General features: G+C 71.7%; 19 protein-coding genes and 5 pseudogenes. 9 read left to right on the top strand and 15 right to left on the bottom strand.

The features are described from left to right. Positions 1 to 224 precede the first annotated feature (224 nt). On the bottom strand, positions 225 to 473 hold the full coding sequence (locus tag LP418_RS12615) for a hypothetical protein (protein ID WP_257956522.1): 249 nt from the start codon (positions 471 to 473) through the stop codon (positions 225 to 227). Positions 474 to 538: 65 nt separating this feature from the next. Beyond that, entirely contained in the window at positions 539 to 1330 is a 792-nt protein-coding gene (locus tag LP418_RS12610; protein ID WP_257956521.1) for an AfsR/SARP family transcriptional regulator, read from the bottom strand. A 512-nt stretch (positions 1331 to 1842) separates the two neighbouring features. Here LP418_RS12610 and LP418_RS12605 point away from each other — a divergent pair. From LP418_RS12605 to LP418_RS12590, 4 genes are all read left to right on the top strand, one after another. Continuing rightward, the gene (locus LP418_RS12605) at positions 1843 to 2040 is read left to right on the top strand and encodes a hypothetical protein (protein ID WP_257956520.1); all 198 of its coding nucleotides are present in this window, start codon (positions 1843 to 1845) and stop codon (positions 2038 to 2040) included. Positions 2041 to 2126: 86 nt separating this feature from the next. After that, positions 2127 to 2339 (top strand): hypothetical protein, encoded by a 213-nt coding sequence (locus LP418_RS12600; RefSeq protein WP_257956519.1) that lies wholly within the window; start codon positions 2127 to 2129, stop codon positions 2337 to 2339. Positions 2340 to 2579: 240 nt separating this feature from the next. Further along, positions 2580 to 4286 (top strand): nucleotide-binding protein, encoded by a 1707-nt coding sequence (locus tag LP418_RS12595; RefSeq protein ID WP_257956518.1) that lies wholly within the window; start codon positions 2580 to 2582, stop codon positions 4284 to 4286. Beyond that, positions 4220 to 5410 carry a hypothetical protein gene (locus LP418_RS12590; protein ID WP_257956517.1) on the top strand — a complete coding sequence of 397 codons (1191 nt, stop codon included), beginning with the start codon at positions 4220 to 4222 and terminating at the stop codon, positions 5408 to 5410. The genes LP418_RS12595 and LP418_RS12590 overlap by 67 nt, the downstream gene beginning before the upstream one ends. A 24-nt stretch (positions 5411 to 5434) precedes the next feature. Here LP418_RS12590 and LP418_RS12585 read toward each other — a convergent pair whose 3' ends face one another. The 4 genes and pseudogenes from LP418_RS12585 to LP418_RS33270 all read right to left on the bottom strand — a co-directional run. Beyond that, positions 5435 to 8065, bottom strand: a complete 2631-nt coding sequence (locus LP418_RS12585; RefSeq protein WP_257956516.1) for an ABC transporter permease — start codon at positions 8063 to 8065, stop codon at positions 5435 to 5437. Next, positions 8062 to 8835 (bottom strand): annotated as a pseudogene (locus LP418_RS12580) (ABC transporter ATP-binding protein). Before LP418_RS12580 ends, LP418_RS12585 begins: the two are co-directional and overlap by 4 nt. A gap of 84 nt (positions 8836 to 8919) precedes the next feature. Beyond that, positions 8920 to 9042, bottom strand: a pseudogene (locus LP418_RS33275) (hypothetical protein); the annotation flags it as partial. Positions 9043 to 9298: 256 nt separating this feature from the next. Further along, positions 9299 to 9364: pseudogene (locus tag LP418_RS33270) on the bottom strand (PadR family transcriptional regulator); the annotation flags it as partial. 227 nt (positions 9365 to 9591) lie between these two features. On the opposite strand from LP418_RS33270, the gene LP418_RS12570 reads away from it, so the two are divergent. After that, the gene (locus LP418_RS12570; protein WP_257956514.1) at positions 9592 to 10227 is read left to right on the top strand and encodes an RDD family protein; all 636 of its coding nucleotides are present in this window, start codon (positions 9592 to 9594) and stop codon (positions 10225 to 10227) included. 82 nt (positions 10228 to 10309) lie between these two features. On the opposite strand, the gene LP418_RS12565 is transcribed toward LP418_RS12570, so the two are convergent. From LP418_RS12565 to LP418_RS12555, 3 genes are read right to left on the bottom strand one after another with little or no spacing between them, the layout of a single operon-like run. Then, positions 10310 to 10951 (bottom strand): hypothetical protein, encoded by a 642-nt coding sequence (locus LP418_RS12565; protein WP_257956513.1) that lies wholly within the window; start codon positions 10949 to 10951, stop codon positions 10310 to 10312. After that, positions 10936 to 11856: a hypothetical protein gene (locus tag LP418_RS12560; RefSeq protein ID WP_257956512.1), complete on the bottom strand. Its 921-nt coding sequence runs from the start codon at positions 11854 to 11856 to the stop codon at positions 10936 to 10938. Before LP418_RS12560 ends, LP418_RS12565 begins: the two co-directional genes overlap by 16 nt. Beyond that, on the bottom strand, positions 11840 to 12532 hold the full coding sequence (locus LP418_RS12555; protein ID WP_257956511.1) for an ABC transporter ATP-binding protein: 693 nt from the start codon (positions 12530 to 12532) through the stop codon (positions 11840 to 11842). Before LP418_RS12555 ends, LP418_RS12560 begins: the two co-directional genes overlap by 17 nt. Positions 12533 to 12667: 135 nt before the next feature. On the opposite strand from LP418_RS12555, the gene LP418_RS12550 reads away from it, so the two are divergent. Both LP418_RS12550 and LP418_RS12545 read left to right on the top strand, forming a co-directional pair. Continuing rightward, entirely contained in the window at positions 12668 to 13069 is a 402-nt protein-coding gene (locus LP418_RS12550; protein WP_257956510.1) for a hypothetical protein, read from the top strand. Beyond that, positions 13014 to 13874: an RNA polymerase sigma factor gene (locus LP418_RS12545; protein ID WP_257956509.1), complete on the top strand. Its 861-nt coding sequence runs from the start codon at positions 13014 to 13016 to the stop codon at positions 13872 to 13874. The genes LP418_RS12550 and LP418_RS12545 overlap by 56 nt, the downstream gene beginning before the upstream one ends. Before the next feature lie 640 nt (positions 13875 to 14514). On the opposite strand, the pseudogene LP418_RS12540 reads toward LP418_RS12545, so the two are convergent. The 3 genes and pseudogenes from LP418_RS12540 to LP418_RS12535 form a co-directional block, all read right to left on the bottom strand. Next, positions 14515 to 15984, bottom strand: a pseudogene (locus LP418_RS12540) (3-hydroxyacyl-CoA dehydrogenase NAD-binding domain-containing protein); the annotation flags it as partial. An 8-nt stretch (positions 15985 to 15992) separates the two neighbouring features. Further along, positions 15993 to 16274 carry a hypothetical protein gene (locus LP418_RS29875; RefSeq protein ID WP_272496334.1) on the bottom strand — a complete coding sequence of 94 codons (282 nt, stop codon included), beginning with the start codon at positions 16272 to 16274 and terminating at the stop codon, positions 15993 to 15995. Positions 16275 to 16444: 170 nt separating this feature from the next. After that, positions 16445 to 17654: pseudogene (locus tag LP418_RS12535) on the bottom strand (acetyl-CoA C-acetyltransferase). Between the two features lie 73 nt (positions 17655 to 17727). Between LP418_RS12535 and LP418_RS12530 the strand changes: the two are divergent. Both LP418_RS12530 and LP418_RS12525 read left to right on the top strand, forming a co-directional pair. After that, positions 17728 to 18303, top strand: a complete 576-nt coding sequence (locus LP418_RS12530; protein WP_257956508.1) for a helix-turn-helix domain-containing protein — start codon at positions 17728 to 17730, stop codon at positions 18301 to 18303. A gap of 12 nt (positions 18304 to 18315) precedes the next feature. Continuing rightward, positions 18316 to 19221 carry an NAD(P)H-binding protein gene (locus LP418_RS12525; RefSeq protein ID WP_257956507.1) on the top strand — a complete coding sequence of 302 codons (906 nt, stop codon included), beginning with the start codon at positions 18316 to 18318 and terminating at the stop codon, positions 19219 to 19221. Here LP418_RS12525 and LP418_RS12520 read toward each other — a convergent pair. From LP418_RS12520 to LP418_RS12510, 3 genes are all read right to left on the bottom strand, one after another. After that, entirely contained in the window at positions 19201 to 19791 is a 591-nt protein-coding gene (locus LP418_RS12520) for a CPBP family intramembrane glutamic endopeptidase (RefSeq protein WP_257956506.1), read from the bottom strand. The genes LP418_RS12525 and LP418_RS12520 overlap by 21 nt on opposite strands. Positions 19792 to 20014: 223 nt before the next feature. Further along, positions 20015 to 20389, bottom strand: coding sequence for a fumarylacetoacetate hydrolase family protein (locus LP418_RS12515; RefSeq protein ID WP_257957022.1), 375 nt, complete (start codon positions 20387 to 20389; stop codon positions 20015 to 20017). A 275-nt stretch (positions 20390 to 20664) separates the two neighbouring features. Next, positions 20665 to 20979, bottom strand: coding sequence for a luciferase domain-containing protein (locus LP418_RS12510; RefSeq protein WP_442940175.1), 315 nt, complete (start codon positions 20977 to 20979; stop codon positions 20665 to 20667). Positions 20980 to 21107 lie beyond the last annotated feature (128 nt).

Genomic DNA, 21107 nt, shown 5'->3' with positions numbered 1-21107 from the left:
GCGGGCGAGAGCGGGTGACTCGGACATGGCGCTACCTCCTCAACCGACCGGGGTCGGCGCGTGGGTGCCGGGGTCGGTGGGTCGACCTGTCGGGCTGGACGTATGGGACGGGCTGGATGGGTGGGTCTGCGTGGCCGTGGGCGCCGGCGGCGGCGCAGACGGGGTCGCTGACGGCGCGACAGTCGCGGTCACGGAAGGGGTCACGGTTGGGGTCACGGAGGGCGTCACGGAGGGGGCGCGGACGCCGCGGCCACCGTCGCGGGGGTGGGCGCCTCGGTCGGCGCTGGGCCCGTGGCCACGACCACGTCCTCGGGGACGATCGTGACCCGGCCGCTCACCTCACGTGCGCTCGCCGCCGTCGCCGCCCACTGGTAGGTGCCCGGGTTGAGCCCACCCAGCACGAGTCGCTCCCCCGCCGCCCGGCGGACGACCACGCTGCGCACGAGGCTGGTGCCGCTCGGGCCCCGCATCACGAGCCGGACCTCGGGCCGGGCGCAGCGTCGCCCGCACGAGGAACCGAACAGCACCCGCGGCCGTGTCACTCGACCGGACCACGACCCGGCGTTCCCGGGCGCCCTTGGCGGGCAGGTTGTCGACAGGCCCGCCTGCCTGCGCCGGCGGGGAGTCGCCTCCGTCCACGACACCCGACCCTCGCCCGAGACCCGACCCCGCCAGCACCGCCGCCACGAGGAGCACGACCGCCGCCAAGCCCAGCAGGCGGGCGAGCGCGGCCCGGGTGCCGGGGGTCTCCGGCACCGTGACCGGTCCGATCGTCTCCGGCACCCCGACCGGTCCCGGGGCCCGGGGCATCGTGACCGGTCCGGCGGCGGGCCGGCGCGGGCGCGGCACGACGGGGGCAGGGGCCGGAGCGGGTTTGGCGGTCTGCGGCGTTGGGACTTCCCGGTGCGTCAGGTGTTCTGACGAGCCCGACGACAGCGCCGGACGGCGCCACCCCCAGCTCGTCTCGCAGGACGTCGCGGTAGGTGGCGAACTCGCGCAGGGCGCTGGCGCGGTCCCCGCACTGGAGGTGGGCACTGATCGCCACCTCCCGCGCCTGTTCCGGGAGTGGCTCCGCCGCGCTGGCGACCCGGGCGGCGTCGACGGCGAGCGCCGGGTCGCGCTCCTCCATGGCGAAGCGAGCGATCCGCATCAGGGCTCGGACCCGCGACTGTGCGAGATCCTCGCGCTCGGAGATCAGCCATTCGGCGTACCAACCGGGCAAGAGCTCCTCGCCGGCCGGGGCAGCGAGCAGTGTGCGCGCCTCGCCGGGCTCCGGGTCCTTGCCCGTCGCGTCGATGGCCGCACGGAGATCGTCGACGTCGACGTGCACGGAGGGGTCCGGGCCGACGCTGGACCGGTCGGCGAGCAGCAGGCCGGGACTGCGCTGCTGGATCAGCAGGACGGCCCGGCGCAGACTGGCGAGCGCGCGCTCGTCGGTGCTGTCCGGCCACAGGGTACCGGCGACCGGAGGCGGGCCCGGCGCCCGGCCAGCGCCGGGACAGCGGCCAGTCGCTGCTCGCGTCCGCCGAGCCGGACCTCGAGCCCGTCGACCTCGAGCCGCCGGGTTCCGAGCAGGCTCAACCGTCGTTCCGCGATCACCGCGTGACAGTCCATGGTGCCTCCCCGAGCCCCCGAGCCCATCCGCCGAACGGCCTTTCCCGGAGGTCCGAGCAGCGGTCTGGACACGCCACCGTCACTCGGAAGCGAGCCCGACGACCGGACCGCGGCGCGATCTCACCACCTTTGGGTAGGGCCGTGCCGCACGCGCACGGCGGTCACGCTGGGGTCACGCGGGGTCGGGTCCGATGTGCCCCACACATCGCATCAGGGGAGGTGAATCACATGCGCAAGGAAATGACCTTTGCCGAGCTCGAGACAGAGCGCACCGAGCTGCTCCCGACCCGGGAGACGCTGACCTTCGGCAACACCAACTGGGCCTCGATCGTGGCGAGCAACTCGTCGATGGCCTTCAACGCAGCGTCCCTGTACTCCGTCGCGAACAGCGCCGCCGTACAGACCATCACGGTCTCCCGGGGCTGAGCAGGCCCGAGTGACCACGTGTGGCCCCCGACCCGAACGAGGGGGCCACACACACCCCGACCACGAAAGAGAGGAGATGAACCGGCATGGTCCGACCTCAGATCAACTTCGCAGACCTCGACGCCGAGACAGCCACGCCACTCCCTCGCCGGGAGACGCTCAGCTGTCAGTTCGCCTGCGTCAACGTCACCAACGTCGTGGGCGTCAACCTCGCGATCGCCGTCAACGCGGCCACCATCAACTCGGAGGCCAACGCGCTCGCGATGCAGTACCTCAGCTCGGTGCAGTTCTTGCCGTGACGAGACCGGGTGGCAGGTGCGTTGCTCTGGCGCATCCGTCGCCCTCGAACCACACCACTCCGGAGCACACCAGAGCCATGACCCTCAAGACACTCGAACCACCCGCCGCACCGTCGCCCGCCGGCCCCAGCGCCGAGCCGCGATGGCGGCAGGCGCGCGGCCCGGAGTTCCCGGGGCCGGTGCAGGGGTCGGGCCTGAAGGACCCGGCGTTCCTCGTGCGCCGCCCGGACGACCGGTGTCGTGCAGCTGTCCGAGCTGCTGCACCTCGTGGTCCGCGCGGTCGAGCCGCCACGAGCACCCGCCGACGTGGCCGCCGACGTCAGCGCGGTCTACGGCCGGACGCTGAGCGTCGCGGGGCTCGAGCACCCGGTCACCAACCGGTTGCAGCCGTTGGGGCTGGTCCTGCCCGAGGAGTCGCACGAACCGGTCCGGCCCCAGCGGGCCCGCCCCCTGCTCGCTCTCACGGCGAAGGGCACCCTGCTCCCGGAGCGGTGGGTGCGTCGCGTCGCGGCCGTGCTCACTCCGGCCTTCTGGCCGCCCGTGGTGCTCGCGGTCGTGGGAGCCCCGGTCGCCGCGGACGTCGCACTCGTCGTCGGTGGCGACTTCTGGGCCGCCGTGTCGACGCTGCTCGCGACCCCGTCCACCGCGCTGGTGATCTACGCCCTGCTCACCCTCGCCGCCCCGGTGCACGAGCTCGGGCACGCCGCGGCCTGTCGGTACGGCGGAGCGGAGCCGGGCGAGATCGGGTTCGGCATCTACATCGTCTTCCCCGCCTTCTACACCGATGTCACCGACTCCTACCGCCCGGGGCGGACCGGCCGCGTGCGGACCGACCTCGGCGGTCTCTACTTCAACGCTCCGGACGGTGCTCGCCCTCGCGGTCGGCTACCGGAGCCAGCGGGAAGCGGGCTGCTGCTGCTCGCGGCGCTGGCCCTGCAGGTCCAGATGCTCCAGCAGCTCATCCCGGTCGTGCGCTTCGACGGCTACTTCGTGCTCTCCGACCCGGCCGGTGTGCCTGACCTCTTCGCTCGCGTGGGACCGGTGCTGCGGAGCCTTCGCCCCGGCCACCCGGTGGACCCCCGGGTCACCGAGCTGCGCCCTCGTGCCCGGCGCATGGTCACGACGTGGGTGGTGGTCGTGGTGCCGCTGCTCATCGCAGCGTTCGGCTGGGCGATGTGGAACCTGCCGACCTTCGTCGAGCACGGGCGCGAGGGCATCCGGCTCCAGCAGCTGGTCTTCGACGTGGCATGGGATCGCAGGGACTGGCCGGCCATGACGTTGGCGGTGATGTCGATCGCGCTGATCCTGATCCCGCTGGTCGGGGTCGCCGTGGTCCTGTGGCGGTTGGCGACAGCGGCGCACACCCCGGCCCGCGCCCACGCCGTCCGCGCCCACACCGGGGAGAGGCAGATGGCACCAGAACCCGATCCTCCGTCGATCCTCTCGGCGGCAGACTTCACCGACGCCGTGATGTACCGCCCGCGCGTCCCCGCCCCCCGTCGCGGATGGCGGCGCGCGGTCTACCGGGGCAGCGGACACCTCCTCAATCCCGGACCGAGCGCGCCCGAGCGGCGGCGGCGCGAGCTCGAGGAGCGATTGCGTACGCCGATCGAGGGCTCGCGCAGGGTGGTCGTGATGAGTCGCAAGGGCGGTGTCGGCAAGACGACCATCGCCCCGGCCCCGGGCAGCACGTTCGCGCTGCTGCGCGGAGACCGGGTGGCGGCTGTCGATGCCAACCCCGACGCCGGAAACCTCGCGCATCGGGTGGCCCCACCGCACGGGCGGACGATCACCGACGTGCTCCGCGACCTCGACACGATCACGTCCTATGCGACGCTGCGCCGCTACACCGCGCAGGCGGAGGAGTCGCCTGCCCGGAGGTGCTCGCCTCCGACGACGACCCGCGGATCGGGATGGCCCCGGCCCGCGACGACTACCACCGGCTGATCGGGCTGCTGGACCAGTTCTACAACCTGATCGTCCTCGACACCGGGACCGGGATCCTCGACAGCGCCAACCGGGGACTGCTGACCGAGGCGGACCGAGTCGTGCTGGTCGTCCGGGCGGGGGCTCGACGGCGGCCGCGCGGGGGCGCTGACCCCGGACTGGATGGATCAGCACGGCTTCGACGACCCGGTCGCCCGGACCGTGGTCGTCGTCAACGCCCAGCGACGTGGCGCGACACCGCCGGACCTGATGCGCCGGCACTTCGAGAAGCGGTGCGCGGCGGTCGTGACCGTCCCGTGGGACGGCTCCCTCGAGCAGGGCGCCCTGACCGACATGTCGTCGTTGCACCGTCGGACCCGGGAGAGCCTCATCGACATCGCGGCAGCCGTCGCCGACAACTTCGTGAAGCAGGAGACACCGTCGTGACCGGCGCGGCGATCGCCGCACGACTGCTGCTCGGTGCGGTGCTCCTCACCGGCGCCGTGGGTTCCGGGAAGCCCGGCGCGGACCAGCAGCGCGACCTCGACGTGGTCGCGAGCGCGCAGCCCACCGACCTTCAGCCGGAGCAACGCGACGCCGTCTTCACGGAGACGGTCACTGGCCGCGCGACGGTGCGCGCCGACCTCGTGGCGACCACGTCGACGACGTGTCACGGGTGTGCCGGGGAGAGCGCCGGCCTCCGGGTGCTCTACCTCACCGGGGTCGAGCAGGCGCAGCTCGACAACGTCGCGACCGCGTGGACCCGGGACTGCTGGGACTGCTCCGCCACTGCCTTGGCGGTGCAGGTGGTGGTGGTGCCGGGACGGCCTGGCCTGCAACCGGCCAACCGGTCGTTCTCCGTGACGGACGCGTGCGCCACGTGCCGCACCGCCGCCGCCGCGTTCCGAGTCGTGGTGACCCTCGACCCGGTGACGCGGTTCCCGGAGCAGACGCTGGCCGAGCTCCGGGCCCGGTTCGCAGAACAGGAGACGGCACTCCGTGCCGCGGTGACCGCGCCGCCGCACCCCCGGGCGGCTCGAGGCGCGGCCGGGGCCGCGACGATTGCCGTCACCGAGCTGCGGCGGCTGGCCACCGTGGGACCCGGGTCCCGCGTGTGGTCGGCGCGGGTCGACGTGAGCCGGTGAGGCCGCCGGCTCAGGTCAGTCGCGTCACCAGCGGAGCAGTCGTGAGCGCGCGGTGAGCCCGACGATCGCAGCGGTCAGCAGCGGCAGCGCGACGACGAGCCCGAGGATGAGCAGCCACGGGACGTCGAGGTACGGCCCCGAGGCCACTCCGTCGGCGCCGTAGTAGTTCGCGGGTTGGTAGGTCAGCGGCCGCGTGATCGCGATGCCGGGGATGAACCCGACCGGGGCGCCGAGGACGGCGCCGACGAAGCCGACGACCAGTGCGTACGACGCAGCCACCCCGCGCCTCGATCGCGGAGCGGCCCCCACGGCGGACAGGGTGGCGAGGTCCGGACGGGCGTCCGAGAGGGCGAGGAAGGTCGCCGTCAACGTGCCACCGAGCATCAGCACGCCACCCGGGGCGGCGAGGATCAGCTGGATGATGACCGCCTCGTCGGGCGCCTCGTAGCCGCGCTCGACGTAGACCGACGCGTTCTCGGAGATGCCGTGCAGGGCTTCGAGGAAGTCCGTTTCCTCCGCCACAGTCAACGAATCGGAGGGTAGGTAGAAGCCGGCCGTCCGAACCGGTTGACCCACCTGCTCCACGAGTGAATTGGGGATGATCGCCTGCGCCACCGGGTAGCCCTTGCTCGCCCGGACGAAGACGGCCGGGAGGGTGAATCGGCCCTTCGTGCTCTTCTCCGTGCCGGGGTTCCAGATGTCGGTGCGCACGACGACCTCGTCGGCCTCGACGAGATGACTCGTGAAGACCACCGCCTCGCCGTCGGCCAACGCACGTACGGCGATGGAGCGCTGGTCTTCGGAGACGTCTACGAAGCCCGGCAAGGTGTCGGCGACGATCATGGCCGAACTGATCCGTCCACCCCAGCCGTCGAGCAGATAGCGATCGCCCGGCACCCTGAACTCCACGTTGTAGTAGCCGTCGTCCGTCTCCCGGGAGATGCCTTCGATGACCTCGATGTCGTCTATGCGCGCGTGGACCGGGCCCTCTATCTCAGCCCAGTCCTCTGCGGAAGGCGGTGTCACGGTGCCGTCGAACTCCGAGGTGGAGTAGAGGTTCACCGTCCCGGTGCCCATCGGCATCGAGGCGGTGTAGTTCTCCCGGTTCTGCTTCTCGTCGCTCGTCGTCGCGATCCCGAGGGCGACCACACCGGCCACGGTCGCTGCCACGGCGGCCACCGCCGGGACTGTCCGGGTGCGATGCCGGGCGGCATCGCGGGCGGCATACCGAAGGACCAGCGGGAAGCGGCGCGAGAGCCTCGACACGAGCGCAACCACCAGACCCACGACGAAGATCATCCCGAAGACCGACACGATCGCGCCGATGGCGATCAGGTAGGCACCGGTGTTGCCGGTCCCGGACCCGAACACCGACAGCGCGACTCCGAGGCCGAGCAGCACCAACCCCGGGACCGGCGTGCGCGTGGACGGCGGGCGGTCGCCGCGACGACCCGCGAGAACGGCGACGACGTCCTGACGCGAAGCGATGAACGCGGGCACGACGGCGGCCGGGAGAGCGGACAAGAGGCCGAAGGCTGCCACGACTGCGACGATGCGCCAGTCGACGTCGAGCGGCCCGAACCATTGGCCGTTGAAGCGCTGCGCAAGGGGCAGCAGCGCGACCCCGACAATGACGCCCGGGACGGCGCCGACCGCGGCCGCGAGGGCCCCGAGCACGACGCCCGAGGCGAGTACGACGCGGCGGGCCTGCCGAGGCGTCGCGCCACTGGCGGCCATCAGTGCGAGGGTCCGCGCCTGCCGTCGGGCACTCACCGCGAAGGCCGGGCCGGCGAGCAGGACGACCTCGAGGAGAGCCATCGTGACGATCAGGGCAACGACGGCCGGGTAGTCCTGATATCCGGTGTCGACGTCCATCGCTTCGGCCATTTCCTCGACCGGCGGCGGGTCGGCCAGCACGGCGCGGGAGGTGACGACGAGGCCGTCCTTGTTCATCTCACGCACGGTCGACCACGAGATCGGCCCACCGCCGACGAGCCAGTCGAGACCGTCTGGATACATCTCGGCGAAGGCCTCGCCGAAGCCGTCGGGCAGGGTCGCAATGGTGCCCATGTCCCGCACGGAGGCGTCGCGGCCGGTGCCGACAACGACCAGTGAGGACTCCCCCACAGTCACGGTGTCGCCGAGATCGATGCCGCGTAGGCGCAGGGTGTCGTTGATGACGGCCTCGCCGGCCTTCTCCGGATAGCGGCCACTCGTCACGTCGAAGAGACCCTTGGCCAGTGGATCTTTGAGATCGACCTCGGTGGCGTTCACGGCGATCCGGCGCTCACCCAGCGGGATCTCGGTATAGCCGTCGCGGATGGTGATGGCGTGGACGTCGCCGAGCACCTCCGTCACCGACTCAAACGTCGGCATCTCGGACTTGCCGATGTCGCCCATCGAGCCCCAGCCCCACTCTTTCGGGTCCGGCGACTGGAAGAGGTTGCCGCCAACAGGTTTGATGCGGGCGTCGGCAGCCCCCATCGTGCGCTGGGCACCCTCGCTCCCGCTGACGTCCTGGGTCGCCCGGATGACCGCCGCGGCAGTCACTGCAAGCACCGGCAGGGCGATCATGAAGAGCACGAGCAGGCTTCGCCCCCGCGCTCTGAGCGTGTCTCGGAAGGCGATGCGCAGTGCGGCGCGCCACGACGTCACGGCGTGGCCTCGAGCAGCTCTTCGACGGTGTCGGCACCCGACTCGTCGACGATCACGCTGTCGCGGATGAAGACGACCCGGTCGGCCCACGCGGCGTGCCGGGCCTCGTGGGTCACGAGCACCCCGGCCGCGCCCGCGTCACATCGGTTGCGCAGCAGCCGCAGGATCTCCTCACCGGTGTCGGTGTCGAGCGCGCCCGTCGGCTCGTCGGCCGGGATCAGCCGCCGCTCCCCCACGATGGCGCGCGCGATCGCGACCCGCTGCTGCTGGCCGCCCGACATCTCGTCGGGGAACCGGTCCGCGAGGTCGATGATGCCGACTTCCTCGAGCGCGGCCAGCGCGAGCAGGCGCGCAGTCTTGGTGCGCTCGCCGTCGAGCTCGCGCGGGAGGGAGACGTTCTCCGCCGCGGTCAGCGCGGGAATCAGGTTGAAGTCCCTGGAAGACATAGCCGATCGACGTACGCCGCATGCGGGCTCGTCCTGCATTGCCGAGGGTTCCCGGGACGTTGCCCTCGACGCTGACCGTGCCACTGGTCGGCTCGTCGAGACCGCCCGCGATCGTCAGCAGGGTCGACTTGCCGGAACCGGAGGGTCCCATCACGGCGACCAGCTCACCGGCTCGCGCCTTGAAGCTGACGCCGCGCAGGGCGTGCACCTCGGTGGCGCCTTCGCCGTGCACGCGGGTGACGTTGTCGAGGTGGAGCACGACGGAGCTCATGGGCGAACTTCCTCTTGGTCGGCCGCCCCGGTCGGGCGGGCAGGGACATGCAGGTGGCCCTCGGCGGCGGCGCGCCGGAGCCGGGCCTCGCAGTGGTCGAGCCAGCGGATCTCGGCCTCGGCGTCGAAGACGAGCGAGTCGAGGACCAGCGACCGGGCGAGGTCCTCTGGCTGGTCCGGGCGCGATGCCCGGCCACTGCGCTTGAGGCGCGTGTAGTCCCGGAGCGCGGTCATCGTCGCCGTACGCTGCTGCTGGATCATCGAGGCGACGTCGATGCCCGGCAGGGTCACCGCGATGGCGAGCTTGATCGCCAGCTCGTCGTGGGGCGGCTGGGTGCGAGGCACCGGCGTGGAGAACCACGTCGACACCTCGCCCCGGCCGAGGGTGGTGATGCGGTACATCACCTGCGCTGCGCCCCCGGCCCGTCGGGTCGGCATCGTCGTCGGTCCCCCGACCGTCGACGTGCTCGACCAGACCGTCGCGCTCGAGCCGGGACAGGGTCGAATAGACCTGCCCGACGTTGAGCGGCCGGGTGGCTCCCGTGCGCTGCTCGAACTCCGCCCGGAGCTGGTAGCCATACATCGGCCCCGGCTCCAGCAGCGCCAGCATCGCTTGTCGTACCGACATCGCGCCCCCTCGTCGTCGGCCCCCGTGACCGACGCTGGGAGATGTATACCACGTATGCATACCGGGTATGCAAGCCAGATTGCCCCGTTCACGCTGGTTTCGCTCACCTCACGCGGGGCAGGACACCCGGACGCGCTCACTACGCTGAGCGCCATTCATCGCACTCCACGAGGGGAAATCTCATGTCCAACTACGGCAACCCGCCTTCCGATCCCTACGGCCGGGGCGGCCAGTCCGGCCGGGACCCCTACGGCCGGGCTCCGCAGGGCTCCTACGGCCGGGACCCCTATGCGCAGGCCAACCCCTACGGCGCCCCGGCCCACGGCGGCGTTCCGCAGGGCGTGACCTTCGCCCACTGGGGCAAGCGCGTGGGCGCATCGCTGATCGACGGCCTCCTCGGCACCGTTGCGCAGTTCCCCTACTTCATCGGTTCGGCGATGGCAGCCGGCAGCGCCACCATCACCACCGACCCGGTCACCGGCGAGATCACCAGCACCGGCGGCGGCGTCAGCGGCTTCGCGATGTTGTTGATGGCGCTCGGCATCGTGATGGGCCCGGCGTTCTTCGTCTGGAACACCTGCTTCAAGCAGGGCCGCACCGGCTACTCCATCGGCAAGGGCGTGATGGGCATCAAGCTCGTCAAGGCCGAGAGCGGTCAGCCGATCGGCGCCGGCATGTCCTTCGTGCGCTATCTCGCGCACATCCTCGACACCATCCCCTGCCTGATCGGCTACCTGTGGCCGCTGTGGGACGCGAAGCGCCAGACCTTCGCCGACAAGATCATCGGCACCTACGTGATCGATCAGCCCAAGGCCTGATCCGCTCGATCCACCGACCCGCCCGGTCCTCCGGGCGGGTCGGTGTCGTTCGGGTGCCGCGGTCGCTGTCGCCGCACGGCGATCAGCCGGCCGCGACGGTGAGCGCGATCTCCGCCCGCGCGGGCGCGGAGAGCCAGCGCCGACGAGCGCGGAACAGCCGCACGCTCGACCACAGGACGAACGGCGGCGCCATGGCCAGCGGCAGCCACCAGACGGAGACGCCGGAGGAGCCGACGAAGAGCATCCCGGTCAGGGTCGTGACCAGCGAGAGCTTCAGCGCATAGCCGAACATCGCGGCGTGCGGGGCGGGAGTGGCGCGCGGTGAGCGCAGGTCGACGGCATAGGGGCGGCGTACGGACCGGGACATCGCGATCGCGAGCACCTGCAGGACGACGACGAGCCAGCAGGCCACCAGCGAGATCGCGACCTGCTGGGTGGGCAGCCCGTTGCGGATCGAGCTCACCACGACGGGCACCCCCGAGACCACGACCGGGCACTCGGCGACGACGAGGGCCCGCGCGTCGAAGCTGCGGCCCGCCGCGACGGGCAGGCTCTCGCGCCACAGCATGCCGCGGCCGTCGAGGCACCGGGCGTTGACGCCGAAGAGCAGCGCCGCGCCGCTCGCGCCGAGCCCGGGCAGGATCAGCACGGTGTTCCACGCGAGGCCGGTGCCGAGCGCGACGAGCGCTGGGCCGGCACCGAGCACGATCAGGCCGCGACGCATGCCGACCGATCGCCATACAGACCCTCGATCGAGCCGTCGCAGCAGCGCGAGATCCTCGCCGAGGAGGCGCACGACCGGCGCCGGCCGGGCCTCGTGCACGCCGGACTCGACCCGGAGCTCCTCGCGGGGAGGGAGCCGCAACGCCCATCGAGCGGGTACGGCGCCGAGCGCGACCGCGACGACCAGCAGGCCGACCGGGGAGCGCCGCGACGAGCGGCCACCGGGGCTCCCCGAGCGAGTCGGCGAGCGCCGCGGTGGGCAGCCAGTGGGCGAGGTCGTCGAGCTGGCCGGCGACCTGCCCGGCGAGCAACGCGAGGGCCAGCGCGCCGGTCGCACCACGGACGATGACGACGCCGTGGCGCGTGCGCCGGACGCCCTCGACGGTCCAGCCGACGATCTGCGCGAGCGCGGTGGCGACGAGCAGCCAGAGCAGCACGACGACCTGCGCGCCGAGGAGCCCGTCCGGGCCGACGACGAGCGCGGAAACCGCGAACAGGGCCCACGACTGGAGCAGCCGAGCGAGGTTGAGCGGGGCCAGCACGAGCGCGCCCGGGTGCTCGGTGACCGGGCCGATCGGGTGGATGGCGGCCCGGTCGCGGGGGCAGCAGCTCGCGCCCGCCACCGCCGCCCATCGACGCGCCGATGCCGAGGAGCAGGAAGCCGGCGAGGGCGGCGGGCAGCAGGTCGTCGAGCAGCTTCACGCGATCGGCGGGGAGGCCGGTGGACGCCGGTGTCATCCACGCCGGTGCCACGGCCATCAGGATCGTCACCGCGACGAGCACGGTCGTGGCCACTGCCGCGACCCGCGGTCGCCGTACGCCCCGGGCGCGGAAGCGCAGGAGGTGGCGCAGGTCGGTGGCGGCGCCGGCCCGGGTCTCCGTGCGGGTCTCAGTCGAGGAGGGCACGGTAGGCCTCGCTGGTGAGCTCGGCCGCGGGCAGCTCGGCGACGCTGGAGCCGCCGCGCAGCACGATCGCGGAGCCGCAGGCCTCGAGCGCGAGGTCGCGCAGGTGCGTGGAGAGCAGGATGCAGGCGCCGCGGGCGCGGGCGTCGGCGACGATGTCGAGGGTGGCCTCGACGCCGATCGGGTCGACGCCGTCGAAGGGCTCGTCGAGCAAGAGGACGCCCGGTTCGTGCAGCGCGGCGAGCACCACGCTGAGGCGGCGGCTCATGCCGTGGCTGAAGCCGCCGACGACCCGGTGCGCGACGTCGCCCAGCTCGAAGCGCTCCAGCAGGTCGCGCCCGCGCTCCTCCCACTCGGTCATCCGGCGCAGCCGCGCGGTGAGCTGCAGGTGCTCCCACGGCGTCGCCCGCGGCACGAGGCCGCCGACGTCGGGGCAGTAGCCCACGGCGCGCTTGACCGCGAGCGGGTCCTTCGCGACGTCGTGCCCGGCGACGAGCACCGTTCCGGACGTGGGGGGTACGACGCCGGCCAGCACCTTCATCGTCGTCGACTTGCCCGCGCCGTTGCGACCGAGCAGTGCGGTCGCGCGACCCGACCCGGCCGCGAGGTTGATGCCGGCCACGGCCTCCACCTCGCCGAAGCGCACGTGCAGGTCGCGGATGTCGATCACGGGGGTCACGGGCCCATCCTCCCCGAGCCCCGAGCCGGTGACTGGCGAATCGGGCCGAAAGTGACCCGTCCCGACGATGGCGCCGGGTGGAACCTCGTGGTGCCGTGAGGAGTCGTTGTGGTCATCACCGACTGAGGAGGTTCGATGGATCAGGAGTCCCTCGCCTTCGGGCGGCCGGAACCTCGGGACGGCACCACACTTCGCGACGTGTTCGACGCGAGCTACAAGAAGCTCGTGGTCCAGCTGTACGGCGTGACCGGCAGCCTCGACGAGGCCGAGGACCGGTCCGGGGAGGCCTTCGTGCGAGCCGCGGCATCGGGGCGACGCTTCCTCGCGGTGGACAACCACGAGGCCCGGCTGCGCACCACTTCGATCAACGCCCACCGCAGTCGGTGGCGCAAGCTGCGCAACGGCCGGGCCGCCCGGGCGCGCATGCTGCCGCCGCGCGACCCGGCCGGCCCGGGAGCAGCACCTCGATGTCATCGACGCGTTGCGGGCCCTGCCGGAGGCGCAACGGCACGTGATCGCGCTGCACTACCCGGCTGACCTGCCGGTCGATCAGATCGCCGACGAGCTGGGCGTTCCCAGCGGCACCGTGAAGTCGCGACTGAGCAGGGGGCGCGAGGCCCTCGCGCTCCGGCTCGCCTACGTCGAGGGGGCGTCGACCATGTCTGAGCGACTGCTGGAGGCCTTCCGCGAGGAGGCGGAGTGGCTCACCGCCGCACCCTCCTTCGAGCTGATCGAGCAGCGGGGTCGCGCTCGCCGCCGCCGCCGGCGACAAGCCGTGCTCGGCATGGCCGCTGCCTGCGTGCTCGCCGTCACCGGGATCGTGGCGACGTCGGCGGGCGAGCCCCGGAGCGAGGGGCCGTCCGGACCCGTCGTGCCTTCCGTGACGCCCTACCCCGGCCCCACCATGAGGACGCTGGCGCAGGGCACCTACGAGCTCGCGCCGGGATTCGGCCAGTCCCCGACGATCGTACGGTTCACCGTGCCGCCCGGCTGGAACGCGTGGGAGGGCCCCAACCGCTTCGAGGGCATGGGCCCGCACACCACGGACAATGAGGAGGTGCTGTCACGAGGCATCGACTGGTACGCCTCGGTCCTCGTGTTCGAGGTCGACCGGATCACGCAGCGGAACTGCACGTCCGTCGACGTGTCCGGCCACACCCCTGCTCAGCTCGCCCGGGCACTCGCCCGCAACCCAGACCTCGAGGTGACCTCCGGCCCCGAGAACACCATCCGCTTCGGCCACCACACCGTGCACCTGCGCCTACGGGCCAACCGCGCCGAGCCGCCCTGCGGCTGGACCTTCCGCACCCCCGGGGGGCTACACCGGCGGCGGCGACGATGACTTCGGCAGCAAATTCGACGCCCGGGTCGTTGACGTGGACGGTCGAGCGCTCCTGCTGTGGGCCGGTTGGTCGCAACTCGCCCCGCGCGCCGATGTGGACGCCCTGCTCGGAATCGTCGACTCGATCGAGATCGTCGAAGGGCCCTGACCCGAAATGTGCGTTGACCCGGCAGGTGCCCTGCCGGGTCAACGCGAAGTGCTCGATCAGGCGGGGTAGGTGCCCCCGGCCTCGGCCACGGCGACCACGGAGGCCGGCGGCTCGAAGCGCTCGCCGTACTTCGCGGCGAGCTCGCGGGCCCGTGCGACGAAGCCGGCCGGGCCACGACCGGCCGCACCCTCGAAGCCGTTGACGTACTGGATCGCACCACCGGTCGCCGGCGGGAAGCCGATGCCGAAGATCGAGCCGATGTTGGCCTCGGCGGCGGAGCGCAGGACGCCCTCGTCGAAGCACTTGATCGTCTCGATGGCCTCGACCACGAGCTGGCGGTCCTGGATGTCCCGGAGCGGGATCTGCTCCTCGGCGACCGGGAACTGCTCGGCCAGGGCCGGCCCAGATGCCCGGGCGCTTGCCGGACTCGTCGTAGTCGTAGAAGCCGGCGCCCTTGAGCTTGCTGGAGCGACCGAGCTCGATCATCGTGTCGATGACCTTCTCCGCACCGTTGACGACCCGAGTGCCACCGTCACGCTCGACGGCGTCGCGCGAGGCCTTGCGGATCTTGGCCATCAGCTCCATGTTGAGCTCGTCGGTGATCTGCAGCGGCCCGACGGGGTAGCCGGCCATCTGGGTGGCGCGGTCGATGCTGACCGGGTTGACGCCCTCGCCGAGCATCGCGATGCCCTCGTTGATCTGGGTGCCGATGACGCGCGAGGTGTAGAAGCCACGGCTGTCGTTGACGACGATCGGGGTCTTCTTGATCAGCTGCACGATGTCGATCGCCTGGGCGATCGCGGTGTCACTGGTCTGCTTGCCGGCGATGATCTCGACCAGCGGCATCTTGTCGACGGGCGAGAAGAAGTGCAGGCCGATGAAGTCGGCCGGACGGTCGACACCCTCGGCGAGCTCGGTGATCGGCAGGGTGCTGGTGTTGGAGCAGAGCAGAGCATCGGCATTGACGTACGGCGCGATCTCGGCGAACACCGGGCCTTCAGCGACGGGTCCTCGAAGACGGCCTCGATGACCGGTGTCGCAGCCCTTGGTGTCCGCGGCGTTGTCGGTCGCGGTGATGCGGGCCAGCAGCTCGTCGGACTTCTCCTGCGTCAGCTTGCCGCGGGAGACGGCCTTCTCGTTGATCTTCGCGGAGTAGGCCTTGCCGCGCTCGGCGGACTCCAGCGCCACGTCCTTGAGGACGACCTCCATGCCCGCGCGGGCACAGACGTAGGCGATGCCCGCGCCCATCATCCCGGCACCGAGCACGGCGACCTTGGTGGGCTTGAAGGCAGGCACGCCCTCGGGACGCAGCGCGCCCGAGTTGATCTGCTGCAGGTCGAAGAAGAACGCCCGGATCATGTTCTTCGCGTTCTGACCGGTGACCAGCTTGGCGAAGTAGCGCGATTCGATGCGGCACGCGGTGTCGAAGTCGACCCGGGCTCCCTCGACCGACGCGGCCATGATGGCCTCCGGGGCGGGGAACTGTGCGCCCTTGAGCTGCTTCTTCAGGCCGGCCGGGAAGGCGGGCAGCATCTGCGCGAGCGACGGGTGCGACGGCGTTCCGCCGGGCATCTTGTAGCCCTTGCGGTCCCACGGCTGGATCGCGGCGTTCTCGTCGTCCTTGTTGTCCAGCACCCACGCCTTGGCGGCGGGGAGCAGCTCGTCCTGCGTCGCGACCAGCTCGTGGACCGGGCCCTTGGACTGGGCGACCGCGGGCTTGTAGCGCTGGCCCCGGAGCAGGACGTCCATCAGGGCGGACGAGACGCCGAGGAGGCGGGTGACCCGCGCGACGCCGCCGCCACCGGGCAGCAGGCCGAGGGTGACCTCGGGCAGGCCGATCTCGTAACGGCCGTCGACCGCGATGCGGTGGTTGAAGGCGAGGCAGATCTCGAGCCCGCCACCGAGGGCGGCACCGTTGATGGCCGCCACGGTCGGCACGCCGAGCTTCTCGAGGCGACGCAGCTGGGCCTTCAGGGCCCGGCTCTTGTCGAAGATCTCCCGGGCCCGGGTCGGCCCCGACGGACAGCAGGTCCTTGAGGTTGCCGCCGGCGAAGAAGGTCTTCTTCGCGGACGTGATCACCACACCGGTGATCTCGTCCTTCTCCTTCTCGAGCCGGGCCACGACCTCTTCCATGCTGCGGCCGTAGAGCTCGTTCATCGTGTTGGCGCTGGCGGTCGGGTCGTCGAGGGTGAGGACGACGATGCCGTCGCCGTCCCGCCTCGTACCGGATCGCGCTCTGGTTCTCAGTCATGTTCAGTGAAGTCCTTACGTGAGCCGCGCAGGGTGGCGGCAGATCGCAGTTCTGGAAGTCGGTTGTCGGTCATGTGCCGCCACCTTGGCCGGGGCGGACACGAGGGTGGCGGCACCTTGCGCCCGGCGAGGCCGGTCACTTGCAATCTGCCGCCACCTCCGGAGCAGGTGTCAGACGCGCTCGACGATGGTGGCGATGCCCATGCCGCCGCCGACGCAGAGCGTGGCGAGGCCGCGGCGCAGGTCGCGTCGCTCGAGCTCGTCGACCGGGGTGCCGAGGATCATCGCGCCCGTGGCGCCGAGCGGGTGGCCCATCGCGATGGCGCCGCCGTTGACGTTGGTGATCTCGTGGCTGATGCCCATGTCGCGCATGAAGCGCATGGCGACGGCGGCGAAGGCCTCGTTGATCTCGAAGAGGTCGATGTCGTCGACCGTCAGGCCGGCCTTGGCCAGCGCCTTGCGGGCCGCCGGGGCGGGCCCGGTGAGCATGATCGTCGGGTCGGCACCGCTGACCGCGGTGGCGATGACGCGGGCCCGCGGGGTGAGGCCGAGGTCGGTGCCGACCTGCTCGGAGCCGATGGCGATCAGCGAGGCGCCGTCGACGATGCCCGAGGAGTTGCCGGCGTGGTGGACGTGGTTGATCTTCTCGATCCAGTGGTACTTCTGCAGGGCCACGTCGTCGAAGCCGAGGTCGCCGTGGAAGGCGAAGGACGGCTTCAGGGCCGACAGCGACTCGACGGTCGTGCCGGGGCGGATGAACTCGTCGCGCTCCAGCACGGCAAGCCCGTTGACGTCGCGTACGGCGACCACTGACCCGTCGAAGTAGCCGTTGGCCTGCGCCTTGGCGGCACGAGCCTGCGACTCGGCGGCGTAGGTGTCGACGTCCTCGCGACTCCAGCCCTCGATGGTGGCGATCAGGTCGGCGCCGATGCCCTGCGGCACGAAATGGGTGTCCAGCGCGGTGCGTGGGTCCATCGCCCACGGGCCGCCGTCGCTGCCCATGGCCACGCGGCTCATCGACTCGACACCGCCGGCGAGGATCAGGTCCTCCCAGCCGGAGCGGACGCGCTGCGCTGCCCGGTTGACGGCCTCGAGGCCGGACGCGCAGAAGCGGTTGAGCTGCACGCCGGCGGTGGTGTCAGGGGTAGCCCGCGGCGATGACCGCGGTCTTGGCGATGTCGGCACCTTGGTCGCCCACGGGGCTGACGACGCCGAGGACGAGGTCGTCGACGCGGGCGGGGTCGAGGCCGGGGTTGCGGCTCTTGACCTCGTCGAGAAGGGTCACCACCGGGTCGATCGGCTTCACCTCATTGAGGGAGCCGCCGGCCTTGCCCCTGCCACGCGGGGTGCGAATGTGGTCATAGATGAATGCTTCTGCCATGCAGTGATTGTGACACCATTACTGTCACAATGGTCAAGGTGTGGTGTCCATCACGCAAAAGGGGGTAACCCGCATGGCTGATCTGCTCACGCTGGACGAGCTCACCGAGCGCGTCTCCATGAGCGTGCGCAACGTCCGGTTCTACACGAGCAAGGGGTTGGTGCCGCCGCCCGTGCGGCGCGGCCGGTCGGGCTACTACTCCGCCGACCACGTCGCCCGGCTCCAGCTCGTCCGCGAGCTCCGGGAGCATGGCTTCACACTGTCCGCGATCAAGGGCTACATCGACCGCATCCCCGCCGATGCGACGCCCTCCGACATCGCCCTGCACCTCTCTCTGCTCGCCCCCGTGACCGGCGAGAACGACGTCGACGTGCACGACGGACTCGTCGGCATCGGCGTACCCACCTCGGCAGCGCAGGCCTGTGCCGAGGTCTATGCGAGGCACGGCCAGCAGGTCGCCGACGAGCTCTCCGAGATCGTCCGCACCCACGTCTGGCCGGCCGTGCGCGACGCCGGCGGCAGCGTCGAGGACCTCCGGGCACTGGTCCACCGGCTCAAGCCGCTGACGATCGCCGGCCCGGTCACGGCCTACGAGCAGGCGATGGATGCGAGCGCCGACTCCTACGAGCGCAAGGGTTCGCGGGCCTGACACAGTGGACCCATGTCCACCGTTCTCGTCACCGGCGCCACCGGATTCGTGGGCCGTCGACTCGTCCCCGCCCTGACCGACGCCGGCCACGAGGTGCGCGCGATGACGCGCAGCCCCGAGGACTACGAGGGGGTCGGCGACCCGGTCGGTGCCGACGTCGACGACCCCGGCTCCCCGGCCGTCGCGCTGACTGACGTCGACGTCGCGGTCTACCTCGTGCACTCGCTCGACGACCCGGACTTCGAGCGCAAGGACGCCCGGGCGGCGCGCAACTTCAGCCGGGCCGCCGCCGATGCCGGGGTGCGCCAGATCGTCTACCTCGGCGGGCTGGGGGTCGACGGCGACGACCTCTCGCCACACCTGCGATCGCGCCGCGAGGTCGAAGGACTGCTCGGCACCGACGGCGTCCCGGTCACCGTCCTGCGCGCCGCGATCGTCGTCGGCCACGGCGGCATCTCCCGGGAGATCACCCGCCAGCTCGTCAAGAACCTGCCCGCCATGGTGGTGCCCAAGTGGGTGCACACGCGCAGCCAGCCGATCGGCATCGACGACGTGGTGCGCTACCTCGCCGGCGTCGTCGAGCACGAAGAGGCGCTCGGCCGGGTCTTCGAGATCGGCGGCCCCGAGCAGCTGACCTACCTCGAGATGATGCAGGTCGCCTCCGAGGTCTCGGGCGGGCGGCGGCTGCCCATCGTCACGGTCCCGGTCCTGACGCCTCGGCTGTCGTCGTACTGGCTGGCGCTCGTCACCGACGTCGACGCGACCACCGGGCGCAACCTGATCGACTCCATGTCCACCGAGGTCGTCGTGACCGACACCTCGATCCACGACCCGGTGCCGGGCGAGCCGATGACCTATGCCGAGTGCGTACGGCGAGCGCTGGCCGATCGGAAGAAGTCAGCCGAAGATCGCGGGTAGCGCGAAGAGCATCGTCACCGACCGGGTGACGTGCGTGAGGATGGGCGCGAGCACGCCGCCGCTCGCGCGCCGCTGCAGGCCGCACAGCAGGCCGAGCAGGATCGCGGCGAAGGCGAGCATCACGTTGCCCGTCGCCGGGGTCGCGACGAAGTAAGCCAACGTCGTCCACGCGACCGGGTGCCGCGGGATCGCGGCAAAGGCGGCGCCCCGGAAGAACAGCTCCTCGGCGATGCCGTTGACGATCGTGATCACCAGCAGCAGCGGGATCGAGCCCCGGTCGGCGAAGTCGAGCACCGAGCGCACCTGCCGGTCCGGGACCTCGATCTCGCGCACGACCAGCCCACCGACGACGAAGACGGCGGCCAGCAGCAGGGCGAGCAGGATCGGCGCCACGACGGGTCGCGCATGCGTGGAGTCGCGCGGGATCCGGCCCGGGTGGAGCGGGCCGCTCGCGACGGCCCCGAGCGTCCACACCACGGCCAGCGTGGCGGTCGCGACGTAGAACGTGTCGCTGCCGGGCTCGAGCCGCAGCGACCAGCCGAGCACTGCGCCGCCGACAAGGACGACCACGACGGTCACGACGGCGTCGCCGCAGCGCCTCGGTGCTGTCGCGCTGGTCGCGCGGCACCACCGTCCACAGCGAGCGGCGCAACCAGTCGAGCATGCCGATCACCCTAGGTGGGCACGATCAGGGAAGCCCGTCCCAGCCCGTCGACGACGACACGGAAGGCGGCGCCCGACGCGACCGGCACGGCGTCGGACATGGCCCCGGCTAGGACGATCGACCCGGCTCTCAGCGTCTCGCCACGGTTCGCGAGGTGCTGGGCCAGTGCACGACGGCCGGGACGGGATCGCCGAGGATCGCTGACGCCGAGGTGGTGGCGACCACCGTGTCGTCGACCGAGAACGTCGCGACACGGGCGCCGAGGGCGTCGAGGGAGGAGGCGTCCGCGGGTTGCCACGCCCCGATCACGAAGCCGGCGGCCGACGTGTTGTCGGCCAGCACGTCGGCCGGGCGGAACCGATAGCCGGTCCACCGGGAGTCGAGGACCTCGAGCGCAGCGGCGACACCGTCCACGACGTCCGGCACCTCCTCGCGGGTGATCGCGCGATCGAGGTCGGCGCCCAGCCGGAAGGCGATCTCGGGCTCCACGCGCGGCTGCGCCAGGGCCGGCCGGCGCGACGTCGCTCATCGCGTCCGTCAGGAAGCCGACGATCGGCTGGTGCACGCCCATGGTCTGCTGCTTGGCGAGACTGGTCAGGCCGAGCTTGGCTCCGACCACGCGCTCCCCCGGCCGCGAGGCGCTGCGCCCGGTCGACGTTCTGGGCGGCGTAGCCCCACGCCTCGTCGAGCCCGGCGTGGGCGTCGCTGACGCGGTCGAGCGGCACGGCGACCACGGCGCGCCTCAGCGAGCAGCGCCGCGGCTTCCGTCGGGTCGAGAGTCATCGGAGCTGACCGAGCGCGTAGCGGTAGGACGCCTCGACGATCCCCGCGACGACCTCGAGCTCGGCCTCGTCGCGCGGGCCGTAGACCATCAGGAAGCCGGGCGAGAGGCGCACGCCCGCCCACATGTGGGACTGGGCCCAGCCCCGGGCGATCGCGTCGCCCGCGAGGTCGAGCGGCAGCGCGAGGTGCAGCGAGCCGTCCTGCTCGGGGTGCAGATGGGCGAACTCCTTCACCTCCGTGACGAGGAACGCGTCGTCCGGTCCGTCGGCGGCCGGTGCGACGAAGCCGCGGGCACCGGGGACGGAGATCATCGAGGGTCCGCTGCTGATCCCGTCGAGCCGGGCGATCCGCTCGAACAGGGCTTCTTGCAGGTGCGCGGGAGCGTTGTCGGTGAGCTGGCTCTGCGGGATCCGGAAGTGGACCTGAGGCCGTTCGCCGA

It is taken from the genome of Nocardioides sp. B-3 (assembly GCF_024703895.1).
Taxonomy (GTDB): Bacteria; Actinomycetota; Actinomycetes; order Propionibacteriales; family Nocardioidaceae; genus Nocardioides.
This window is presented reverse-complemented; position numbering and strand designations above follow the sequence as displayed.

What these genes read in the sequence shown, in the direction of transcription:
- LP418_RS12570 (WP_257956514.1), top strand. Translation starts at nt 9,592, where the DNA reads ATGTCCAACTACGGCAACCCGCCTTCCGATCCCTACGGCCGGGGCGGC.
- LP418_RS29875 (WP_272496334.1), bottom strand. Translation starts at nt 16,274, where the DNA reads ATGACTGAGAACCAGAGCGCGATCCGGTACGAGGCGGGACGGCGACGG.
- LP418_RS12605 (WP_257956520.1), top strand. Translation starts at nt 1,843, where the DNA reads ATGCGCAAGGAAATGACCTTTGCCGAGCTCGAGACAGAGCGCACCGAG.
- LP418_RS12565 (WP_257956513.1), bottom strand. Translation starts at nt 10,951, where the DNA reads ATGCGTCGCGGCCTGATCGTGCTCGGTGCCGGCCCAGCGCTCGTCGCG.
- LP418_RS12550 (WP_257956510.1), top strand. Translation starts at nt 12,668, where the DNA reads ATGGATCAGGAGTCCCTCGCCTTCGGGCGGCCGGAACCTCGGGACGGC.
- LP418_RS12510 (WP_442940175.1), bottom strand. Translation starts at nt 20,979, where the DNA reads ATGATCTCCGTCCCCGGTGCCCGCGGCTTCGTCGCACCGGCCGCCGAC.
- LP418_RS12530 (WP_257956508.1), top strand. Translation starts at nt 17,728, where the DNA reads ATGGCTGATCTGCTCACGCTGGACGAGCTCACCGAGCGCGTCTCCATG.
- LP418_RS12600 (WP_257956519.1), top strand. Translation starts at nt 2,127, where the DNA reads ATGGTCCGACCTCAGATCAACTTCGCAGACCTCGACGCCGAGACAGCC.
- LP418_RS12525 (WP_257956507.1), top strand. Translation starts at nt 18,316, where the DNA reads ATGTCCACCGTTCTCGTCACCGGCGCCACCGGATTCGTGGGCCGTCGA.